The organism is Xanthobacter albus, from assembly GCF_043194895.2.
In the GTDB taxonomy this organism is placed as follows: Bacteria; Pseudomonadota; Alphaproteobacteria; order Rhizobiales; family Xanthobacteraceae; genus Xanthobacter.
Window position 1 is genome coordinate 312306 of sequence record NZ_CM195532.1, and the last position, 19680, is coordinate 331985.

Annotated in this window: 17 protein-coding genes; 9 read left to right on the plus strand and 8 right to left on the minus strand. The window is 70.6% G+C overall.

The window, feature by feature from the left end; genetic code table 11:
• Window positions 1-124: 124 nt before the first annotated feature.
• Window positions 125-1030, minus strand: a complete 906-nt coding sequence (mutM, locus tag V5F75_RS01420) for a bifunctional DNA-formamidopyrimidine glycosylase/DNA-(apurinic or apyrimidinic site) lyase (protein WP_509212132.1) — start codon at window positions 1028-1030, stop codon at window positions 125-127.
• Between the two features lie 92 nt (window positions 1031-1122).
• A complete protein-coding gene (locus tag V5F75_RS01425; protein ID WP_509212133.1) occupies window positions 1123-2277 on the minus strand; it encodes a DNA recombination protein RmuC in 1155 nt (384 codons plus the stop codon).
• An 80-nt stretch (window positions 2278-2357) separates the two neighbouring features.
• Here V5F75_RS01425 and def point away from each other — a divergent pair, with 80 nt between their 5' ends.
• From def to recN, 5 genes are all read left to right on the plus strand, one after another.
• The gene (def, locus tag V5F75_RS01430) at window positions 2358-2876 is read left to right on the plus strand and encodes a peptide deformylase (protein ID WP_394037036.1); all 519 of its coding nucleotides are present in this window, start codon (window positions 2358-2360) and stop codon (window positions 2874-2876) included.
• A 21-nt stretch (window positions 2877-2897) separates the two neighbouring features.
• A complete protein-coding gene (gene fmt, locus V5F75_RS01435) occupies window positions 2898-3821 on the plus strand; it encodes a methionyl-tRNA formyltransferase (protein ID WP_394037034.1) in 924 nt (307 codons plus the stop codon).
• A gap of 21 nt (window positions 3822-3842) precedes the next feature.
• Window positions 3843-4580: a tRNA pseudouridine(38-40) synthase TruA gene (truA, locus tag V5F75_RS01440; protein WP_394037032.1), complete on the plus strand. Its 738-nt coding sequence runs from the start codon at window positions 3843-3845 to the stop codon at window positions 4578-4580.
• Window positions 4581-4941: 361 nt separating this feature from the next.
• On the plus strand, window positions 4942-5808 hold the full coding sequence (locus V5F75_RS01445) for an outer membrane protein assembly factor BamD (protein ID WP_394037040.1): 867 nt from the start codon (window positions 4942-4944) through the stop codon (window positions 5806-5808).
• 6 nt (window positions 5809-5814) lie between these two features.
• Window positions 5815-7506, plus strand: coding sequence for a DNA repair protein RecN (gene recN, locus V5F75_RS01450; RefSeq protein ID WP_394037030.1), 1692 nt, complete (start codon window positions 5815-5817; stop codon window positions 7504-7506).
• A gap of 169 nt (window positions 7507-7675) precedes the next feature.
• Here recN and arfB read toward each other — a convergent pair whose 3' ends face one another.
• A complete protein-coding gene (gene arfB, locus V5F75_RS01455; RefSeq protein ID WP_394037028.1) occupies window positions 7676-8098 on the minus strand; it encodes an alternative ribosome rescue aminoacyl-tRNA hydrolase ArfB in 423 nt (140 codons plus the stop codon).
• A gap of 489 nt (window positions 8099-8587) precedes the next feature.
• On the minus strand, window positions 8588-9700 hold the full coding sequence (olsB, locus tag V5F75_RS01460) for a l-ornithine N(alpha)-acyltransferase (protein ID WP_394037026.1): 1113 nt from the start codon (window positions 9698-9700) through the stop codon (window positions 8588-8590).
• Between the two features lie 330 nt (window positions 9701-10030).
• On the opposite strand from olsB, the gene V5F75_RS01465 reads away from it, so the two are divergent.
• Window positions 10031-10624, plus strand: a complete 594-nt coding sequence (locus tag V5F75_RS01465) for a hypothetical protein (protein WP_509212134.1) — start codon at window positions 10031-10033, stop codon at window positions 10622-10624.
• Window positions 10625-10798: 174 nt separating this feature from the next.
• Here V5F75_RS01465 and V5F75_RS01470 read toward each other — a convergent pair whose 3' ends face one another.
• Both V5F75_RS01470 and V5F75_RS01475 read right to left on the minus strand, forming a co-directional pair.
• Window positions 10799-12277 carry an FAD-dependent monooxygenase gene (locus V5F75_RS01470; RefSeq protein WP_394037022.1) on the minus strand — a complete coding sequence of 493 codons (1479 nt, stop codon included), beginning with the start codon at window positions 12275-12277 and terminating at the stop codon, window positions 10799-10801.
• Window positions 12278-12351: 74 nt separating this feature from the next.
• A complete protein-coding gene (locus V5F75_RS01475; protein ID WP_394037020.1) occupies window positions 12352-13146 on the minus strand; it encodes a DeoR/GlpR family DNA-binding transcription regulator in 795 nt (264 codons plus the stop codon).
• 326 nt (window positions 13147-13472) lie between these two features.
• On the opposite strand from V5F75_RS01475, the gene V5F75_RS01480 reads away from it, so the two are divergent.
• Window positions 13473-13835: a cupin domain-containing protein gene (locus tag V5F75_RS01480; protein WP_394037018.1), complete on the plus strand. Its 363-nt coding sequence runs from the start codon at window positions 13473-13475 to the stop codon at window positions 13833-13835.
• A gap of 77 nt (window positions 13836-13912) precedes the next feature.
• Here the strand turns inward: V5F75_RS01480 and V5F75_RS01485 are convergent, their stop codons facing one another.
• Window positions 13913-14422: a copper chaperone PCu(A)C gene (locus V5F75_RS01485; RefSeq protein ID WP_394037016.1), complete on the minus strand. Its 510-nt coding sequence runs from the start codon at window positions 14420-14422 to the stop codon at window positions 13913-13915.
• 777 nt (window positions 14423-15199) lie between these two features.
• Between V5F75_RS01485 and V5F75_RS01490 the strand changes: the two genes are divergently transcribed.
• Complete coding sequence (locus tag V5F75_RS01490) at window positions 15200-15598, plus strand: DUF2946 family protein (protein WP_394037014.1); 399 nt, start codon at window positions 15200-15202, stop codon at window positions 15596-15598.
• 194 nt (window positions 15599-15792) lie between these two features.
• On the plus strand, window positions 15793-18024 hold the full coding sequence (locus tag V5F75_RS01495) for a TonB-dependent receptor (protein WP_394037012.1): 2232 nt from the start codon (window positions 15793-15795) through the stop codon (window positions 18022-18024).
• Between the two features lie 95 nt (window positions 18025-18119).
• On the opposite strand, the gene V5F75_RS01500 is transcribed toward V5F75_RS01495, so the two are convergent.
• Entirely contained in the window at window positions 18120-19481 is a 1362-nt protein-coding gene (locus tag V5F75_RS01500) for an MFS transporter (protein ID WP_394037010.1), read from the minus strand.
• Window positions 19482-19680 lie beyond the last annotated feature (199 nt).

The window sequence follows — 19680 nt, forward strand, 5'->3', positions numbered from 1 at the left end:
CCGCCCTAGCCGGCGATGCCTTCTGCGTCATGGGGCTGGCGGGCGCCGTGGCGGGCCGGCGGGGCCCCTGCGCGCGGCCCGTGCTCCGGAGCCTTCCGAAAGGCGGCGCGGCCGGCCGACGCCCTCAGCGCTGGCACACCGGGCAGAAAAAGGTGGAGCGCCCGCCCTGCACGATGCGCTGGATGGTGCCCTTGCAGCGCAGGGTGGGGCAGCGCTCGCCCTCCCGGTCATAGACCCGGAAATTGTGCTGGAAGTAGCCGAGCGCCCCGTCCACCTGCCGGTGGTCCTTCAGCGAGGAGCCGCCCGCCTGGATCGCCTCGCGCAGCACGTCGCGGATGGCGCCCACCAGCCGCTCGGCCCGCAGCGTCGGCCCGCCCTCCCGCGTGGCCAGGGTGTGCGCCGCCCGCCGCGGCGAAAGCCCGGCCCGGTGCAGCGCCTCGCACACATAGATATTGCCCAGCCCCGCCACCAGCTTCTGGTCCAGCAGCGCCGACTTCAGGCAGGTGTGCCGCCGCGCGCAGGCCTGCGCCAGATAGGCGGCGTTGAAGCTGTTGCCCAGCGGTTCCGGCCCCAGCCCCTGCAGCAGCGGGTGGCTCTCCAGCCGGTCGTAGGGCACGATCAGGATGGCGCCGAACCGGCGCGGGTCGTTGAAGGTGACGGTGACCCCGCCGGCCAGGTGCAGCACCACATGGTCGTGCCGCCCGGCCGCCCCGCGCGGATGGTGGAACACGCCGGGCTTCTCCTTGACCTCCCCCTTGGTGCCCCCCTGGGCCCCGGCGCCGTCCACCCGGATGGAGCCGGACATGCCGAGATGCATGATCATCACCTCGCCGCCGGAGAGGTCCGCCAGCAGGTATTTCGCCCGCCGGCCGAGCGCCTCCACCTTCCGCCCGACGAGGCGCGCGGCGAAATTCTCCGGCAGCGGCCAGCGCAGATCCGGACGGCGCGCCTCCGCGCTTTCGATCACGGCGCCCTGCAGGACGGGCAAGAGGCCGCGGCGGACGGTTTCCACCTCGGGCAGTTCAGGCATCTGGTCTCGGCTCGCCGGTGCCGCCCGAAGGCGCGCGATTCATTCACTAGCCCTTCAGAATCCGCCACCCCGACCCACCGCGCAAGGTCCAATCAGGCCCCTTCCGCCTTTTCCGACGGCGCCGCGCCGCCAAACTCCAATTGCTCCAGCCGCTGCCCGCGCCGCGCGATCTTCTCCGACGACACCAGCACCTTCGCCACGTCGTCGTTCACCTGGCCGAAATGCCGCGACAGCTCTCCCACCCGCTCCCGCAGCCGCCCCACGTCCTCCACCAGCGCCCCGACCTCTGCGCGGATCCGATCCGCCTCCGCGCGCATCCGCGCATCCTTCGAAATCGCTTGGACCAGTTGAACCGCAAGCATCAGCAGCGTCGGCGAAACCAGCACCACGCGGGCTCGGAACGCCGCCTGCACCACGGCGTCGAAATGCTCCTGGATCTCGCCGTAGACGGATTCGGAGGGCACGAAGATGAGGGCGATGTCCTGGGTCTCGCCCGGCAGCAGGTAGCGCTCGGCCACATCGTTCACGTGCTTCATGAGGTCGGACTTGAGACGCGCCGCAACCGCCTTGCGCGCCTCGGCGGTGGGCGCCTCGCGGAATGCGGTCACCGATTCCAGGGGGAATTTCGCGTCGATCACCAGCGGGCGCGCGTCGCCCGGCAGGAAGATGACGCAATCCGGCCGGCGGCCGTTGGAAAGCGTATACTGGAAGGCAAAGGAATCCCGCGGCAATCCATCGGAGACGAGCGCCTCCATCCGGGCCTGGCCGAAGGCGCCACGGGCCTGCTTGTTGGCGAGGGTGTCGCGCAGGGACACCACCTGGGCCGAGAGATCGGAGAGGCTGCGCTCGGCCTTCTCCACCATCACGAGCCGCTCGGCGATGCGCGTCAGGCTCTCGTGGGTGGCGCGGGCGGACGCGCTCATGCTCTCGCCGATGCGGTGGCTGCTGGCGTCGAGCCGCTCGGCCACCGCGCGCGCAAGCTCGCTCTGGCGCTGGGAGAGCACCTCCGCGAGGCTCTGCACCCGGCCCGCCGTCTCGTGCTGGATGCGGGCGAGATCCCGCATGCGGCGGTCGAACTCCTGGGCCCGCAGCGCTTCCTCCGCCGCGCGCGTGGCGCGCCGCTCCCCCGCCCGCCACAGCCCGACCACCGCCACGGCGAACAGCGCCAGCAGCACCGCGAGCGCGACGGAGAGCGCCTCTCCCGCGGGAACCGGATGACCGGCAAGGGTGAACAGCACGTCGGACATAGGGCTCCATAGCTCGATTCGAGACCGGAACAAAGTATGAACATATTGACCGCGGCCGCGGCATCGCCTATTTCCCTAGAATGACCACGCGACCCATCCTCATCATTCCCGACAGCAAGCTGCGGACCACCTCGGAGCCCGTGGGCAAGATCGATTCCGAGATCAGGAAGCTGGTCGAGGACATGTTCGAGACCATGTATGACGCGCCGGGCATCGGCCTCGCGGCCATCCAGGTTGGGGTGCAGAGGCGGGTCATCACCATCGATATCGCCCGCGACGGCGAGCCGAAGAATCCGGTGGCGCTCATCAATCCCGAGATCATCGCTTCTTCGGACGAGCTTTCCGTATATAGCGAAGGCTGCCTCTCCATCCCCGAATATTACGAGGAGGTGGAGCGGCCAGCGCGGGTGGCGGTGCGCTTCCAGGACCTGGAGGGCGCGGTGCGCGAGGTGGAGGCGGACGGCCTGTTCGCCACCTGCGTGCAGCATGAGATCGACCACTTGAACGGCGTGCTCTTCATCGATCACATCTCCAAGCTGAAGCGCGACCGGGTGATGAAGAAATTCACCAAGGCGGCGCGGCGCGAGGCCGAGGGCTGAAAAGGCCGCTCGGATACTCCCATGCGCATCGTCTTCATGGGCACGCCGGATTTCGCCGTGCCAACGCTCACCGAGATCGTCGGGCGCGGCCACGAGGTGGTCGCGGTCTACACCCGCGCGCCCGCGCCCGCCGGCCGGCGCGGCCTCGACCTCACCCCCTCCCCCGTGCACAAGGTGGCCGAGCGCTTCGGCCTCCCCGTGCTCACTCCCAAGACCCTGCGCACCGAGGAGGCAGCGGAAGTCTTCCGCGCCCACGGCGCGGACGTTGCGGTGGTGGTGGCCTACGGCATGATCCTGCCGCCCGCCATTTTGGAGGCGCCGCGCCTCGGCTGCCTCAATCTCCACGGCTCGCTGCTGCCGCGCTGGCGCGGCGCGGCGCCCATCCAGCGCGCCATCATGGCCGGGGACAAGGAGACCGGCGTCGCCGTCATGAAGATGGAGGCGGGGCTCGACACCGGGCCGGTGGGCGTGGTGGAGCGCATTCCCATCGACCCCGACATGACCGCCGGCGAGCTGCACGACCGCATGATGCTGGTGGGCGCGGACCTCATGGGCCGGGCGCTTTCCGCCCTGGAGCGGGGCGGCCTCGTGTTCACGCCCCAGCCCGCGGAGGGCGTCACCTACGCCGCCAAGATCGAGAAGGGCGAGACCCGCATCGACTGGTCGCGGCCGGCGCAGGAGGTGCATGATCGCATCCGCGGCCTGTCGCCGTTTCCCGGCTCCTGGTTCCCGCTGGGCGAGCCGGAGGCGCGGGTGAAGGTGCTGCGCTCCACCCTGGCCGAAGGCGCCGGAGCGCCGGGAGAGGTGGTGGACGAACACCTCGCCATCGCCTGCGGGGAGGGCGCGGTGCGGCTCGTCGAGCTGCAAAAGGCGGGCAAGCAGCCCGTGGCGGCAGACGCCTTCCTGCGCGGGAACGCGGTGCCCCCCGGCGCACGCCTCACCTGAGCGCCGGCCCGTCAGCGCTTCATGCCCCGCTACAAGCTCACCATCGAATATGACGGCACCCCGTTCGCCGGCTGGCAGATCCAGGCGGACCTGCCGACCGTGCAGGGCGTGCTTGCGCAGGCGTTCGAGCGCTTCACCGGCGAGAAGGTGCAGGTTTCCGGCGCCGGGCGCACCGATGCCGGCGTGCATGCCACCGGCCAGGTGGCCCACGTGGACCTCACGCGCGAATGGCGCACCGACACCGTGCGCGATGCCATGACCGCGCAGCTGCGGCCGCACCCGGTGGCCGTGCTTCACGCCGAGCAGGTGCCGGAGACGTTCGACGCCCGCTTCTCGGCCACCAAGCGGCACTATCTCTATCGCATCGTGAACCGGCGCCCGGACCTCGCGCTCGAGCGCGACCGGGCGTGGCGCATTCCCCAGAAGCTCGATGCCGAGGCCATGCACGCGGCGGCGCAGCGGCTGCTCGGCAAGCACGATTTCTCCACCTTCCGCGCCGCGGAATGCCAGGCGGCCTCCCCGCTGAAGACCCTGGACCAGCTCGACGTGGCGCGGGCGGGCGACGAGATCCGCGTGGTCACCTCCGCGCGCTCGTTCCTGCACCATCAGGTGCGCTCCATGGTGGGCTCGCTGATGCGGGTAGGCGAGGGCCGCTGGAGCGCGGACGACCTGGAGGCGGCGCTGAAGGCTGCCGACCGCACCCGCTGCGGCCCCATGGCGCCGGCCTGCGGCCTCTATCTCGCGGCGGTCAGCTATTGAGGGCGCCCGTTGCCGCCCCGCCACAGCGCGCGCCCAAGGCGGCACGCACCGCGCTTCGCCACAATGCGGACCGAAAGGACCGATACCGCAAACGTGAACACGGCGCGGCGCCCCTTGCGCCCGTCGCGGGACCGAGGCGGGCGCCGGCGGGGCGGAAGTGGACGGCCGGGCGCCCTCCCTTTCCCCAGGCCGGGATCCTGCTAAAAGGCGCGTTCGGGAGGCATGGCACCCGTTCGCGCGAGGGCGATGCGGCGACGCAAGCGCTTGAGCAATTGGGCCTGGTTCATTTTGCCGGTTCATCGGCCGGCGGGAATGTTCTAGAAAAGCGGCGCCATCCGGCGCGGGACGGAACCTGATCGTGATGACTTTCATCGACACGGCACAGCGCGTGCGCGCGATCGTCAAGGGCAAGGGCCGGGCCTTCGGCCTCGCCCTGGTGCTGGTGGGCGGCTCCCTGCTCTCCGCCTGCGCCAGCGACAAGGACGACGTGATCCCGCCCGACGAGCCGGCCGAGAAGATCTACAACGAGGGGCTCACCCTGCTGCGCAAGCAGGAGCCCGAGAGGGCCGCCAAGCGCTTCGAGGACGTGGACCGCACCCACCCCTATTCGGAATGGGCGCGCAAGTCCCTCCTCATGACCACCTACGGCTATTTCGAGGCCGGCAAGTACGACGAGGCCATCGCCTCCGGAAAGCGCTACGTCTCGCTGTATCCCGGCTCGCCGGATGCCGCCTATGCGCAGTATCTGGTGGCCTCCTCGCTCTACGAAAACATCCCGGACATCACCCGCGACCAGCGCAAGACCCGCCAGGCCCTCGATGCCCTGGAAGAGGTCATTCGCAAGTATCCGAACACCGAATACGCGGCGACCGCCAAGAAGAAGATCGAGGTGGCGCGCGACCAGCTGGCCGGCAAGGAAATGCTGGTCGGCCGCTACTATCTGGAGCAGCGCAATTATACCGGCGCGATCAACCGCTTCAAGGTGGTGGTGACACAATACCAGACCACCCGGCAGGTGGAAGAAGCCCTGTTCCGCCTCACCGAGGCCTATATGGCCCTCGGCATCGTGAACGAGGCGCAGACCGCCGCCGCGGTGCTGGGCTACAATTTCCCCGACAGCCAGTGGTACAAGGACGCCTACAAGCTCGTGAAGTCCACCGGCACCGAGCCGCAGGAAAACAAGGCGTCCTGGATCAGCCAGGCGTTCAAGAAGATGGGACTCGGCTGATCCTCCATGCTGGCATCGCTCTCGATCCGGGACATCGTCCTCATCGAGAAGCTCGATCTCACCCTGTCGGACGGCCTCACCGTCCTCACCGGTGAGACCGGGGCGGGGAAGTCCATTCTGCTCGATTCTGTGTCCCTCGCCCTGGGCGGGCGGGGCGACGGGTCGCTGGTGCGGCATGGCCAGGCCAAGGGGCAGGTGACGCTCGCCTTCGACCTCGAGCCCGATCACCCCGCCCGCGCCGTCCTCTCCGCCGCCGACCTGCCGGACGAAGACCAGCTCATCATCCGCCGCACCCAGATGGCGGACGGGCGCACCCGCGCCTCCGTGAACGATGCCGCCGTGAGCGTGCAGACCCTGCGCCTCATCGGCGCCAGCCTGGTGGAGCTGCACGGCCAGCACGCCGACCGCGCCCTGGTGGACCCCGCCACCCACCGCGCCTTGCTCGACGCCTATGGCGGGCTTACCGCCGATGTGGCCGCCCTCGGCGGCCTGTGGCGCCGCTGGCGCGAGGCGCGTGACGCCGCCCGCGAGGAACGCACCCGCCTCGCCGCCGCCGAGAAGGAAGCCGACTTCATCCGCCATGCGGTGGAGGAGCTTTCCGAACTTGGCGCGGAGACGGGGGAGGAAGCCGCCCTTTCCGAGCGGCGCAGCGCCATGATGCGCGCGGAGAAGATCGCCACCGACCTCTCCGAGGCGCTCGACGCGGTCGGCGGCGGCGGCTCGCCCATCCCCTCCCTCTCGGCGGCCGTGCGGCGGCTGGAGCGCCGCGCCGGCGATTCGCAAGAGCTGATCCGCCCGGCGGTCGAGGCCATCGACCAGGCGCTCGACGCGCTAGAGCTGGCGCGCGGGCACCTGGAGAATGCGCTCGCCGATGCGAATTTCGAGCCGCGCGAGCTGGAGCGCATCGAGGAGCGGCTGTTCGCGCTGCGCGCGGCCGCCCGCAAATATGCCGTCGCGCCCGATGCCTTGCCGGAGATCGCCGCGCGCTTCTCCGCCCAACTGGAGCAGCTCGATCAGTCCGAGGCCCGCCTCGCGCGGCTCGACGCGGCGGAGGCGGAAGCGGAAGGCGCCTATCGCGCGGCGGCGGAAGCCCTTTCGCGTGCCCGCGCCGGGGCGGCGCTGGCGCTGGACGCTGCGGTGGGCGCCGAGCTGCCGCCGCTGAAGCTGGAGCGCGCCGAGTTCCTCACCCGCGTCACGCACGATCCCCAGGCCCCCGGCGCCGAGGGGCATGACGCGGTGGAATTCTGGGTGCGCACCAATCCCGGCAGCCGGCCGGGACCCATGATGAAGGTGGCCTCGGGCGGCGAGCTCGCGCGCTTCCTGCTGGCGCTCAAGGTGGTGCTGACCGACCGGGGCTCCGCGCCCACCCTCATCTTCGACGAGATCGACACCGGCGTGGGCGGCGCGGTGGCCGACGCCATCGGGCAGCGGCTGGCGCGCCTCTCGCAGAAGGTGCAGGTGCTGTGCGTGACCCACGCGCCGCAGGTGGCGGCGCGGGCGCACCATCACCTGCTGATCGCGAAGAACGCCGCGCCCGCAGGCGCGGCCGAGCCCCCGCCCGAGGCGCCGGTGACCACCAAGGTCGCCGCCCTCACGCCCGCGCTGCGGCGGGAGGAGATCGCCCGCATGCTGGCGGGCGCCACCGTCACCACCGAGGCACGCGCCGCCGCCGACCGCCTGCTGAAGGCGGCGCGCTGAGCGCTCCTCCCCCAGCCTGCTGGATCTGTGAGTAAGTCGACTGCGGAAGGGCGCCCGCCCCTCCGCCGGTTCGGCCGCTGTGGCGGCATGAGGCCCGCCGTCGTCGCCGAGCCCTGAACGATTGCTGGGGCTGCCGAATCACGCGCCCCGATTGCCGGAGGCCGCCGGATCAATCGGCGTGGGGCTTGTCCCGGCGCAGGCTCTTGATCTGACCGCGGCGCTCCTTGGCGGCGAGGCGCCGTTCCTTGGAGCCGAGGGTCGGGCGCGTGGGCCGGCGGGGCGGCGCCACCACGGTGGCCGCGCGGATCATCTCCACCAGCCGCTCCACGGCATCCTGGCGGTTGCGCTCCTGGGTGCGGAAGCGCTGCGCCTGAATGACGATGACGCCCTCCTGCGTGAGCCGCCGGCCGGCGATGCGCGCCAGCCTCTCCTTCACGCCATAGGGCAGATCCGGCGAGCGGGCCATGTGGAAGCGCAGCTGCACCGCGCTCGACACCTTGTTCACATTCTGCCCGCCCGGACCGGAGGCGCGCACGAAGGCGAACTCGATGTCATCCTCGGAGATGGCGAGGCGGGGCGTGATCTCGATCATGGCGCATCCGGGCGGCTGGAGGCCGCACCCTACAGCGATTTGACGGACGGCGGATACCGGCCCGCGCGGGAAAGGCGCATGGCCGGGAGGATGGCGGCGCGCCTCCCCCGGCCACATGCGGCGGGACACGCCCTTCTCGCGGGACACCGTGCGGCCCCGAGCCTTGCGGAAGCATGCGGTGCCGCCGGCCCTGTGGGACGGGTGACACTGTGTGCGGATGCGCGGTCGCACCTCACCCGTTCAGAAAGGACGGCGATTCTCGCGCGACGAGCGGAGACCGCAGCAGCGCGGGAAACAGGTGCGACCGCGGGCACCTGCGCGCGGCGCTTTCCTCGCCGCTGCCGGCGCTATGCCGGCCTCAGGCTGAGCTCATGGACCGAACACACCACCCCGGCACCCGAACGGGACGCCACACGCCGACGTCAGCGGCGCCCAACGCATGCGTCAGGGCGAGGGCACGCCGATCCGTTCCTCGCGCGCCCCGCCGGATCAGATGGCGTGGCGATTGGCGGTGGGGCCGAAGTGCTCCACATAACGCGGGCTGATGATGGAGACGGGCAGGATGATCATCACGTCGGTGGTGCCGAACTGATGGTCCACCACCGCGCCGTCACCCACGAAGCCGCCGAGCCGCAGGTAACCCTTCACCAGGGGCGGCAGGCTCTGCAGCGCGGCCTTGGGCGAGATGTCCGCCTTGGCGATGCGGTTCATCTCCACCCGGCGGCCAGGCAGCGCGCTGGCGCGCCATTCCTCAGGCGCGAGCGCGTTGTGGTGCAGGAAGGAGAGCGGCAGCGCCATCGCGGCGGGATCGGTGCCCTCCAGGCTGGCGCAGCCGAACATCACGTCGATCTTGTTGCGCAGCACGTAGGACCACACCCCGTGCCACAGCAGCTCCACCGTGCGCTTGTTGCGGTAGGACTTCAGCACGCAGGAGCGGCCGAGCTCCAGGAAATTGAGGTGCGGGTGCGCGGCGATGATGGGCGCCACGTCGAACTCGCCCTGGGTATAGAAGCCGCCGTGGCGCATGGCCACGTTCTGCCGCAGCACGCGATAGGTGCCCACCACCTTCGGCTTGCGGCGGCCGAGCACCATCTTCCCGGCCTCGTAGTCCAGCACCAGGAGGTGGTCGCAGATGGCGTCGAAGCTGTCCATGTCGCGCCGCGCGAGGCGGGTCGCGGCGTCCGGCACCGCGGACATCTCCTCGTAAAACACCTTGTAGCGCAGGCGCTGGGCCCGGCGCACGTCGCGCGCGGTGCGGGCGAGGCGCACCTCCAGCGGGCCGAGGCGACCGAGCACCAGGGCCTCGTCTCCCGGCACCGCCTCGCGGTGGCGGATACCCGAATAGGCGCGCAGATCGGCCACCAGCTTCTGCGGCGCCGGCAGCGGCGGGCGGCCGGACAGGTCGGCCTTGGGCTTCTCGAAGAAGAAGGGAAAGGGCGCGTCGCGGCCGAACAGGGGCGCGCGCCTGTCGGCGGCGTCGACAGCCTTGAAGCCGGGCCAGCGGGCAAAGCTCTCCTTGGCCGCCTCGCGCGCGGCGTCGAGGCCCCGCCCCACCATGGCCGGCAGGCTGAAGCCGGCTTCCGTTTCACCGATGCGCTTCATGCGTCGACCCTCCCCAGGCCGCCGCTGGCGATGAAACCGCCATCCCGAGGGCCGCCCACCCTTTTGGTGCCGTCGCGGACCGCAGAGGATGCCCCCGCGCGGCCGACACGTTCCTCGGCGCATGCTACGCACACGCGTCCGAATGTGAACGTAACATTCACCATAGATTTCAGACGCGCATGTGACAATGGTTTCCGCGTGTTGTCACGGCCTTAAGCCTGCCGCACGGTTGCCGCGAGGGGACGGTTGTGACACAGGCGGGGAATCTGGCTTTATCGCGCGGCGGCGCGCGAACCGGCGGGGCCGGGGCGCCGCAATTGGGGGGTCATCATGAAAGTTCGTGTCATGGCGGCGGCCGTGTCCGCCCTTGTCCTGCTGGGTGCCGGCGGCGCCAGCGCCCAGCCGCAGCCGACGGCGACCGAAACCGCGACCATCGCAGGCGTGGGCACCGTGCCGGTGCTCATCTACCAGGCGCGCTTCGTCTCCGCCGATCCGGCCACCCGCCGGATGGTGCTGGAGCTGCCCAACGGCAAGCGCTGGGCCATCGTCGCGCCGGCGATCCTGGGCGATCTCGACGCCTATCGCAACAGCGAGCGGCTGCTCATCCGCGTGGTGCCGGGCGTGGTCACCGGGCTCGGCAAGGCGCGCCAGGGCACGCCCGGCGAGGTGCTGAGCGAGGTCGCCATCAACGATGGCCTGCCCGGCTGGCCGGAAGGCTTCGGCATCCGCGCCGTCACGCTCACCACCATCTTCGTGGACGTGAACCAGCAGGCCGGCACCGTCACCTTCGAAGGGCCGGACGGCGGCGTGCGCACCCTGCGCGCGGTCGACCCCAAGGTGCTGGCGGACCTGCAGCAGGTCCAGCCCGGCGATCTCGCGCAGATCAGCTACCTCGAAGGCATCGCCATCAACGCCGGGCGCTGAGCCCGCCAGAGCAAGGGTGGGGCGCCGCGCGCTCCACCCTCATCCCGGCCGCCTGACGCGGCCGAAAGCCTCATGCCGAGGGCCCATGCGCTGGGCGCATGGGTCCTCGGCCATGCCCACGCGGCATTTGAGCGACATTCAACCGGCACCGGCCGAAAACTTCCGCCCATGGCATCACGGCGTGCCCGCCGCCAGCCGGTCCAGATGGGCGTCCACCAGAGCCCAGTCGCCATCGGCCGCGGTCATGGCGAGGTAGCCGTCGGGCCGCACCAGCGCGATGCCCTGGCCGGCGGCGTGGGGCCGGATGCGAGGGTCCAGCAGGTCGCGGTGGCGGATCTCCTCCGGGATCACGGCCACCCCCGGCGCCCGCAGGGTGAAGCGGGGCGTGTCGCCCACGCCATAGGCCTCCTCCCCCGCCACCGGCGGCATGCGGGTGCCCGGCCGCGGGCCCGCGCCCCCGGCGGGCCCGTTCAGCGGACTCACGGCATAGCCGGTGGAGATTTCCATCATCTGGCTTTCCACCGCGTGGCGGATGGCCGGCAGGCCCAGCATGAAGTGGGCCACGGCGTTGCGCAGCTGCCGGCCCACCGGATTGGAGATCGTCGCCACCTGGGTAAGCCGGCCCGAGGCGGCGATCACCTCCGCGCCCACCGCCCGGCGCTCGATGTCGTAGCTGTCGAGCAGCGCGGAGGCGGCTCCCATGCCACGGCACACCAGCGCCAGCTTCCAGGCGAGGTTGATGGCGTCCTGCATGCCCGTGTTCATGCCCTGGCCGCCGGCCGGGCTATGCACGTGGGCCGCGTCCCCCGCCAGGAACACCCGCCCCACGCGGTAACGTGCCACCTGCCGCTCGTTGATACGGAAGGCGGAGGTCCACTCCGGCGCACCGAGGGTGATGCCCCCCGGCCCGCGCCGGTCCAGGAGCGCCTGGAAGCCCGCCGCCGTGGGCGACGCGGGCGTTGCCTCTCGCGAGGAGCCGAGGCCGGCGATGAAACGGCAGCGCCCGGCGCCCAGCGGCAGGAACACGATGGGTCCTTCCGCGTGCCAGTAGGTGGCGATCTCGTTCTCGGGGCAGGGAAGGCCGGTCGGCCGGAAATCCCCCAGCGCCCAGTCGCTGTCCAGGGTGTCGCCGGCGAAGGCGAGGCCGAGCGCGTGGCGCACCGGGCTGTGGGCGCCGTCGCAGGCGACGAGCCAGGAGAAGCGCGCGCTTTCCGCGCGGCCGTCCCCGTGGCGCAGGCTGGCGGTCACGCCCGTGCCGTCCTGGCGGAAGGCAGTCAGCTCCACGCCGCGCTCGGGGACGATGCCGAAGGCGGCGAGATGGCGCTCCAGCACCGTCTCCGTCTCGCGCTGGGGCAGCATGAGGGCAAAGGGATAGGGCGTGTCCATGCCGTCGAGGGCGATGCGCGCCAGCGCCTCGCCGCCCGCGATGATGTGGGCGGCGGTGACCTTGTTGCCGCGCGCGACGAGGTCGGCGCTCGCCCCCGCCCGATCGAGCAGCTCCAGCGTGCGCGCCCACACCACCACGGCGCGGGAGGCGAGCGCGGGCTCGGGGCTGCGCTCGACGAGCCGCACCGGCACCTTGTAGCGCGCCAGCTCCAGCGCCGCGGCGAGGCCCACCGGGCCGGCGCCGACGATGAGAACGGTTTCCGTCATCCGTGCACTCCCGTTCGCCCGCTGCGGGCGGCCGCTTGCAGAAGATCGCGCCCGGCGCGCGAGGGTGCCGGGCCTCAGGCCCCGGCGCCGCCCGCCGGCGCCTTCACCGATGCCGGCGGCGTGAGGATGCGCACGCCCGAGGCGCGGCAGCGGGACGCGAATTCCGGCGGCGGCGGCCCGTCCGACACGATGGCGTCGATGGCGGAGAGCTGGCACACCTTCACCGGCGCCTCGCGGCCGAACTTGGTGCGGTCGGCGATCACCCAGGCCTCTTGGGCCTGCTGCATGGCGGCGCGCGCGAACTCGGCCTCGAACAGATGAAAGTCGCCCAATTCGCCCGCGAGGGTGATGCCGCCCACCGAGATGAAGGCGTAGCGCACCTGGAACTGGCGGATGAAATCGATGGTGGAGGGGCTCATGGCGGAGCCGTCCTCCCCGCCCAGCTCGCCGCCCGACATGAACACCCGGTTGCCGTTCTTGGAGGCGAGGCGGTGGGCGATCTGCACCGAGTGCGTCACCACGGTGAGGCGGGAATGGCCCGAGAGGGCATCGGCCACATAAGCGGAGGTGGTGCCGTTGTCGAGGATCAGGCTGTCGCCGTCCTGCACATGGTCGCGCACGATGGCGGCCACCGCCCACTTGGCCTCGTTGTTCACATGCATGCGGCGCTGGAAGGGCGGCTCCTCCGCCACCTCGGGGATCATGATGCCGCCGTGGAACCGCAGCAGCGTGCCGTCCTCGATCAGGGGCTGGATGTTGCGGCGGATGGTCTCCGTGGAGACGGACAGGCGCGAGGCGAGCTCGGCGATGGAATAGCTGCCCTTGGCCCGCACCACCTGGAGGATGTCGTTCTGACGCTTGAGAGACATGGATCGACCGCGCTTTCCGGAGCCGCGACGCGGGCCGCGCGCGGCCGGATGTTGCGATGAATGCCACAAAACGGCGCTCATGTCAGGCTTATCGGCACGAAACATGGGCATAGGCTTGTGGCTTGGCCTGCGGCTCGCATTCCTTCACGCGCCAAGCCGATGTGACGCGGGGCCCTGGCAGGATGCCTCGCGGGCCAGAGCCGCGACTTTCCACATAATAACACGAATAATAATGTTCTTCGTGGCTATGCCCGCGCATTGTTTGACTTCGGACGTGGCGCATGCTTGCCTTTGGAGGCTTTCAGCCGGCACGCGAGACGACGACCATGGCACCGATCAGGCTGGCGCGCGCCCCGCTCGTCGGGGACGACGGGCCGAAGACCCGCTGGTTCACCGCGCCCGCCCCGGAAGGCTGGAGCGGGCCCGTCATGATGGAATGGGCGCTCACGGGCGAGGCCTGGACCGATTCCCACGTCCATGACGAGTTCGCCTACGTGCTGGAGGGCCGGCTGCTCGTCACCTGCGACGGCGAGACCGTGGAGGCCACCGCCGGCGACATGGTGAAGGTGCCGGCCGGTTCCATCGCCCGCTACTGGGCCCCGGAGCACGCCCGCATGCTCGGCATCTACGCGCCCAATCCCGGCGGCGCGCCCACCACCCACATGGCCTACGAGAAGCTCGGCGGCTGAGGCCGCCGCGCGCCGCGAACGACGTGCCTTTCACGAAGGCCCGCGAGGCCGCCTGCGCGGCCCCGCGGGTGGCGGCCTCAGTAGTTGGAGTGGTCGTGGCCCGAGGTGCCCGCGCCCACGCCCTCCACCGAGAACTTCACCGGCACCGTGCCGGCCTTCTCGAAGGTGAGGGTGCCGTCCACCATCTCGCCCTCCTTCAGGGGCTGCTTCAGCTGCATCAGCATGATGTGGTAGGAGCCGGGCTTCAGCGCCACCGTGGCGCCGGCTGGAATGGGAAGGCCCTCCGGCAGCGGGCGCATGGTCATCACGCCGTTGGTCATGGCCATCTCGTGGATCTCCACCCGGCCCGCCACCGGCGAGGTCGCGGAAACCAGGCGATCGGGCGTCGTGCCCGTGTTCTTCAGCACCACATAGCCGCCGCCCACGGTGGCCCCACCGGGCGTCGCGCGCGCCCAGGGATGGTCGATCTCGATGGCGCCGGCCTTGTACTCGTGCGCCGACAGCGCCGAGGCGGTGAGCCCCGCGAGGCCGAGCGAGAGCACGGCGGCGGCGGAAGCCTTGCGAAAGGTGTGGAACAGGCTGGACATGGCTGAACTCCTCGCACGCCCCCTGTGGCGGGGTGGCGGCGGCTGGGCCGTGCGCGCACGGGCGCGCCGGCACGGATGACAAAAAAGCGGATGGACTTGGACCAGGCCGGCTTGGACCAGGCCGGCGCGCGCGGCGGGGCCCGCGCCAGATGGGCGCTGCGGCGCCATCTGGGCAGATGTCCGTCCTCGCCCGCATCGAGGCGCGAGATCCGCGCGAAGGGGCGGTGCGGCGCCGCCAGCGGATCCGCCGGCGGGATCGGCCCCATGGCCGCGAGCAGGCCGCAGCCGAGAAGGCAGCAGGCCGGCAGCGCACCGCCCGACGATGGGGCGTCAGCCCCCCGCGCACCGGGGCGGCAGAAGGGAACGCCCGGCTCCCCGGCAGCGGCGGGCCCGGCGGCCAGCGCCGCGGCGGCACCGGCCAACACGAGCTGGACCACCAGCGCATAGGCGAGCGCGAGCGCGGTCCAGCCCCGCCATGCGGCAGGCCGGACAGGTGCGCCGCGCTTGAACGCCGGACCCGATGCCGGACCGCTGGCCACCCGTTTCGCTCCCTGCCCTACCGTGACCGGACGATCGCCGGTCCTTCGCGCGGAATCACACCGAAGCCGGCGGCCGGCGTCAAGCCATCTTGCCCCAGGGGCCGGGGGAAAACGGCTGGAGCGGCGCGCTGCCGAGCCGTTCCCCGCCGGTTCCGGGGGACCAGTGGGGCGCAGCCGGGGCGCGCCGCCGTTTCCTTTCGTCACCTGCCGTGTTAGCCAACACGGCAGGGATGGGAAGATGATCGGGCGGCATTCACGATTCAGCGCGTTGCGGCAGGGGGTGGCCTGGGCCGCCGCCTATGCGCTCGTGCTGCAGGTCATGCTGATGAGCGCGCTGGGCGCGGGCCTTGCCGGCCGCGCGCTGGAGAGCGCCTCGGGCGCGGCTGCCCTCCTTGCCGCCCCGCTGTGCGTCAACAGCATGCCCGCCGGCGACGACGACGCGCCGGCCAAGGCCGCCACCCATTGCCCGCTGTGCCTTTCGCGCGTCGATGCCGCGCTGCTGCCGCCGCCGGTGGCGACACCGGAGCTCGACCGCGTCGCCATCGAGCTTCACTACCGGGCCGAGGTCCGCGACAGCCTGCGCACCGCCGCGCGGCACCGCCCCCACCAGCCCCGCGCGCCACCGGCCTTCGCCTGACCCGCGCCACGCCGCACCCGATGCGGCTTTCTTTCGTCACATCAGTCACAGCCTTCGGAGCCTGACGGACGCGCCTGCGGCCGCCGCGCGAAACCTGCACGCCCGCCTTCGGAGCCCCGCTCCAGGCGGGCCGTGCGGGCGCGCCGCCGCGGCCCGCCGCCGAGGACGCGAAGGCATGCACCCTGGAAACACCCATGTCGATGCGAACGTCTCACCTGGCCCGCGCGCTGCGCCTTTCGAGCGCGCTGCTGAGCCCGGCCCTCGCCATCCTCCCTCCGCTCGCCGCCCTGCCCGCCGCCGCCCAAAGCGCGCAGCAGGACGATGCCTCCCTTCTGCCCGCCGTGGTGGTGCGCCCGCCCGAACGCGGCACCGCCGCCTCCGGCGACGGCGGCTTCCTGCCCGCCGACACCGCCGTCATCTCGGGCGCCCAGGCCGCGGCGGCCACCCTCTTCACCAGCGATTCGGGCTCTCTCATCGCCGGCATTCCCGGCGGCGCCGCCTGGGGCGCGGGCGGGGTCTCCAGCCTGCCGGCGGTGAACGGCATGGGCGCCGACCGGGTGCAGGTGGCCATCAACGGAATGATCTTCAGCCCGGCCTGCCCGAACGAGATGAACCCGCCCATGTCGTTCATGAACCCGGCGATGATCTCCACCACCAAGGTGTATTACGGCACCGCGCCGGTGAGCGTGGGCGGCGACTATACCGGCGCCAAGGTGGACGTGACCGTGGCCCCGCCGCGCTTCACCCCCACCGACAAGCTCCAGGTCTCCGGCTCGGTCTCCGGCTTCTACCGCTCCAACGGCAACGGCTATGGCGTGGACGCCAACGCCACCGTCTCGAACGCCGACACGAGCGTGACCTATACCGGCGGCTGGGCCAAGGCGAGCGACTACACCTCTGGCAACGGCACCACCATCAAGTCCACCATGTACGAGACGCAGAACCACGCGCTCTCGATCTCGAAGAAGCTCCAGGACAACCTCTTCACCGTGCAGGTGGGCGGGCAGTTCATCCCGTCCGAGGGCTTCGTGAACCAGTACATGGACTTGGTGGAGAACAAGAGCCTGTTCGTGAACGGCCGCTACGAGGGCCTGTTCGACTGGGGCAAGCTGGAGGCCACCTCCTTCTTCAACCGCATTCGCCACACCATGGGCTTCATCCAGCCCGACAAGGACAGCGACATGCCCATGGACACCCGCTCCACCGACCTCGGCTACACGGTGAAGGCGACGGTGGGCCTCAGCCAGGACACGCTCATGCGCATCGGCAACGAGCTGTTCTACAACAACCTCGACGACTGGTGGCCGCCGGTCGCGGGCTCCATGATGATGGGGCCGGACACCTTCTGGAACATCAACGACGGCCAGCGCCTGCGGGTCGGCACCTATGCCGAGTGGGAGAAGGAGCTGGCCGAGGGCTGGACCACCGTGCTCGGCCTGCGCAACGACATCGTGTGGATGAACACCGGTGACGTGCAGGGCTACAACGCGATGATGTACGGCGCCCAGGCCGCCGCCTTCAACGACCAGAGCCACGCCCGCACCGACATCAATTTCGATGCCTCCGCCGTGCTGCGCTACGAGGCGAGCGCCTTCAGCCTTTACGAGCTGGGCCTCGCCCGCAAGACGCGCTCGCCCAACCTCTACGAGCGCTATGCGTGGTCCACCAACGCCATGGCCATGAAGATGATCGGCTGGTTCGGCGACGGCAACGGCTACGTGGGCAACATCGACCTGGAGCCGGAGGCCGCCCACACCCTCTCCTTCACCGCCGACTGGCACGACGACGCGCAGAAGGTGTGGCAGCTCAAGGTTTCGCCCTATTATAGCTATGTGGTGGACTATATCGACGCCGACCGCTGCGATCAGACGTCCTGCCTCCGGAGCCTGCCGAGCAACCTCTACACACGCAACAACTTCGTCTACCTGCAGTTCGCCAACCACGACGCCTGGCTCTACGGCGTCAATATCGACGGCCGGCTCGCCCTGTGGGACAGCGACACGTTCGGCCAGGGCGCCTTCCGCGGCAACCTCAATTTCGTGCAGGGCCAGCGCACGGACGGCGTGAACCTCTACCACATGATGCCCCTCAACGGCACGGTGGCGATCGACAACCGGCTCGGCAACTGGACCACCAGCCTGGAGCTGCAGATGGTGGCGGCCAAGGTGCTGGTGAGCCAGGTGCGCAACGAGCTGGAAACCGACGCCTACGCCCTGCTCAACTTCCGCACCTCCTATGAATGGCAGATGCTGAAGGTGGACTTCGGCATCGAGAACATCCTCGACACCGAATACGACCTGCCCCTCGGCGGCGCCAACCTCGTGAACTATCAGGTGCCGTCCATGATGGGCTCCAGCGCCGCCTGGGGCTATCCGGTGGCCGGCATGGGCCGCTCCATCAACACGCGGGTGACGCTGAAGTTCTGAGCCGCGCCCCGCGCGAACGAAAACGGGCGGCCTTCCGGCCGCCCGTCCATCCATGCCGGCGGGCGACAGGCCGCCCTGACCGCAAGCCTGCGCCCTCAGGCGTGGATGTCGATGTCGCGCGTCTCCTTGCCGAGCAGCAGGGCGATGAGGGTGAACACGGCCATCACCGAGAGGTAGATGCCCACCCAGAACGGGCTGCCGCCGCCATAGGCCCACAGCGCCACCGCGATGAACGGCGCCACCGCCGCGCCCAGGATGGACGACACGTTGTAGGCGATGCCCGAGCCGGTGTAGCGCACGTTGGCGGGGAACAGCTCCGGCAGCAGCGCGCCCATGGGGCCGAAGGTGAGGCCCATGAGCGAGAAGCCGAGGATGAGCCACGCCATCACGCCCATGAAGCCGCCCGCCAGCATGGGCACCCACACGAGCCCGAACAGGGCGATGGCGAGCGTGATCCAGATCAGCGTGCGCCGGCGGCCCCAGCGGTCCGCCCAGGGGCCGGAGACCATGGTGAAGATGCCGAAGAACACCACGCCCACGATCATCATCAGCACGAAGGTGCGGTAATCGTAGCCGAGGCCGGGCAGCGCGGCGCCCGCGGCGGCGCGGCCGTAGCTCAGCGAGAAGGTGGTCATCAGGTAGAAGAGCACGTAGGTCGCGAGCATGTAGAAAGTGCCGAGGATCAGCTCGCGCCAATAGGTCTTCACGGCCGCCACCAGCGGCACCTTCTGGATGCGCCCGTCCTCCACGGTCTTGGAGAAGGCGGGGCTTTCCACCAGGCTCAGGCGCACCCACAGGCCCACCACCACCATCACCACCGAGAACAGGAACGGCACCCGCCAGCCCCAGCTCAGGAAGGCATCGGAGGGGCGGGAGGGGTCGGACGAGGGCATCAGCGCCGCGATGACCAGGAACAGGCCGTTGGCGATGATGAAGCCGATGGGCGCGCCGAGCTGCGGGAAGGTGCCGTAAAGCGCGCGCTTGCCGGCGGGGGCGTTCTCGGTGGCGACCAGCGCCGCGCCGCTCCACTCGCCGCCGAGCGCGAAGCCCTGGGCGAGGCGCAGCACCACCAGCAGCGCGGGCGCCAGCCAGCCCACCATCGGGAAGGTGGGCAGGAAACCGATGAGGAAGGTGGCGATGCCCATGGTGAGCAGCGCGCCCACCAGCGTGATCTTGCGCCCGCGCTTGTCGCCGAGGTGGCCGAAGAAGACCGCGCCCAGCGGCCGGGCCACCATGGCCGCGCCGAACACGGCGAAGGAGGCGAGCAGCGCCACCGTGTCATTGCCGGTGGGGAAGAACAGGTGCGGGAACACCAGCACCGCCGCCGTGGCGTAGACGTAGAAATCGTAGAACTCGATGGTGGTGCCCACGAGGCTCGCCAGGATCACGCGATGGCGCGGATTGACCAGCTCGGGCGCGCCGTCGGCGACGGGGGCGGTGGTTGCGTTGAGTGACATGTCGTCGTCTTCCAGTGCACGGCCCGCCGCGTTCGAGGGGCTGGGCGCTGCCGTGCGTCGTGCGTAGGGGCGAGGGATGGGCAATTTTCGTTCGTGCGAGTCAGGATGAAGCCGCCCTGCACGATGGATAGCCTTGCGGCCTGATAGATTATTGCGCCGGCTTTGACCAGCCGTTGCGGCGCCTCGCACGGCCGCCCTG

Coding starts and splice junctions, on each gene's coding strand:
- recN (WP_394037030.1), top strand. CDS start 5,815: ATGCTGGCATCGCTCTCGATCCGGGACATCGTCCTCATCGAGAAGCTC.
- def (WP_394037036.1), top strand. CDS start 2,358: ATGACCACGCGACCCATCCTCATCATTCCCGACAGCAAGCTGCGGACC.
- mutM (WP_509212132.1), bottom strand. CDS start 1,030: ATGCCTGAACTGCCCGAGGTGGAAACCGTCCGCCGCGGCCTCTTGCCC.
- V5F75_RS01485 (WP_394037016.1), bottom strand. CDS start 14,422: ATGTCCAGCCTGTTCCACACCTTTCGCAAGGCTTCCGCCGCCGCCGTG.
- V5F75_RS01465 (WP_509212134.1), top strand. CDS start 10,031: ATGAAAGTTCGTGTCATGGCGGCGGCCGTGTCCGCCCTTGTCCTGCTG.
- V5F75_RS01425 (WP_509212133.1), bottom strand. CDS start 2,277: ATGTCCGACGTGCTGTTCACCCTTGCCGGTCATCCGGTTCCCGCGGGA.
- V5F75_RS01500 (WP_394037010.1), bottom strand. CDS start 19,481: ATGTCACTCAACGCAACCACCGCCCCCGTCGCCGACGGCGCGCCCGAG.
- V5F75_RS01490 (WP_394037014.1), top strand. CDS start 15,200: ATGATCGGGCGGCATTCACGATTCAGCGCGTTGCGGCAGGGGGTGGCC.
- V5F75_RS01480 (WP_394037018.1), top strand. CDS start 13,473: ATGGCACCGATCAGGCTGGCGCGCGCCCCGCTCGTCGGGGACGACGGG.
- arfB (WP_394037028.1), bottom strand. CDS start 8,098: ATGATCGAGATCACGCCCCGCCTCGCCATCTCCGAGGATGACATCGAG.
- fmt (WP_394037034.1), top strand. CDS start 2,898: ATGCGCATCGTCTTCATGGGCACGCCGGATTTCGCCGTGCCAACGCTC.
- olsB (WP_394037026.1), bottom strand. CDS start 9,700: ATGAAGCGCATCGGTGAAACGGAAGCCGGCTTCAGCCTGCCGGCCATG.
- V5F75_RS01445 (WP_394037040.1), top strand. CDS start 4,942: ATGACTTTCATCGACACGGCACAGCGCGTGCGCGCGATCGTCAAGGGC.
- V5F75_RS01475 (WP_394037020.1), bottom strand. CDS start 13,146: ATGTCTCTCAAGCGTCAGAACGACATCCTCCAGGTGGTGCGGGCCAAG.
- truA (WP_394037032.1), top strand. CDS start 3,843: ATGCCCCGCTACAAGCTCACCATCGAATATGACGGCACCCCGTTCGCC.
- V5F75_RS01495 (WP_394037012.1), top strand. CDS start 15,793: ATGTCGATGCGAACGTCTCACCTGGCCCGCGCGCTGCGCCTTTCGAGC.
- V5F75_RS01470 (WP_394037022.1), bottom strand. CDS start 12,277: ATGACGGAAACCGTTCTCATCGTCGGCGCCGGCCCGGTGGGCCTCGCC.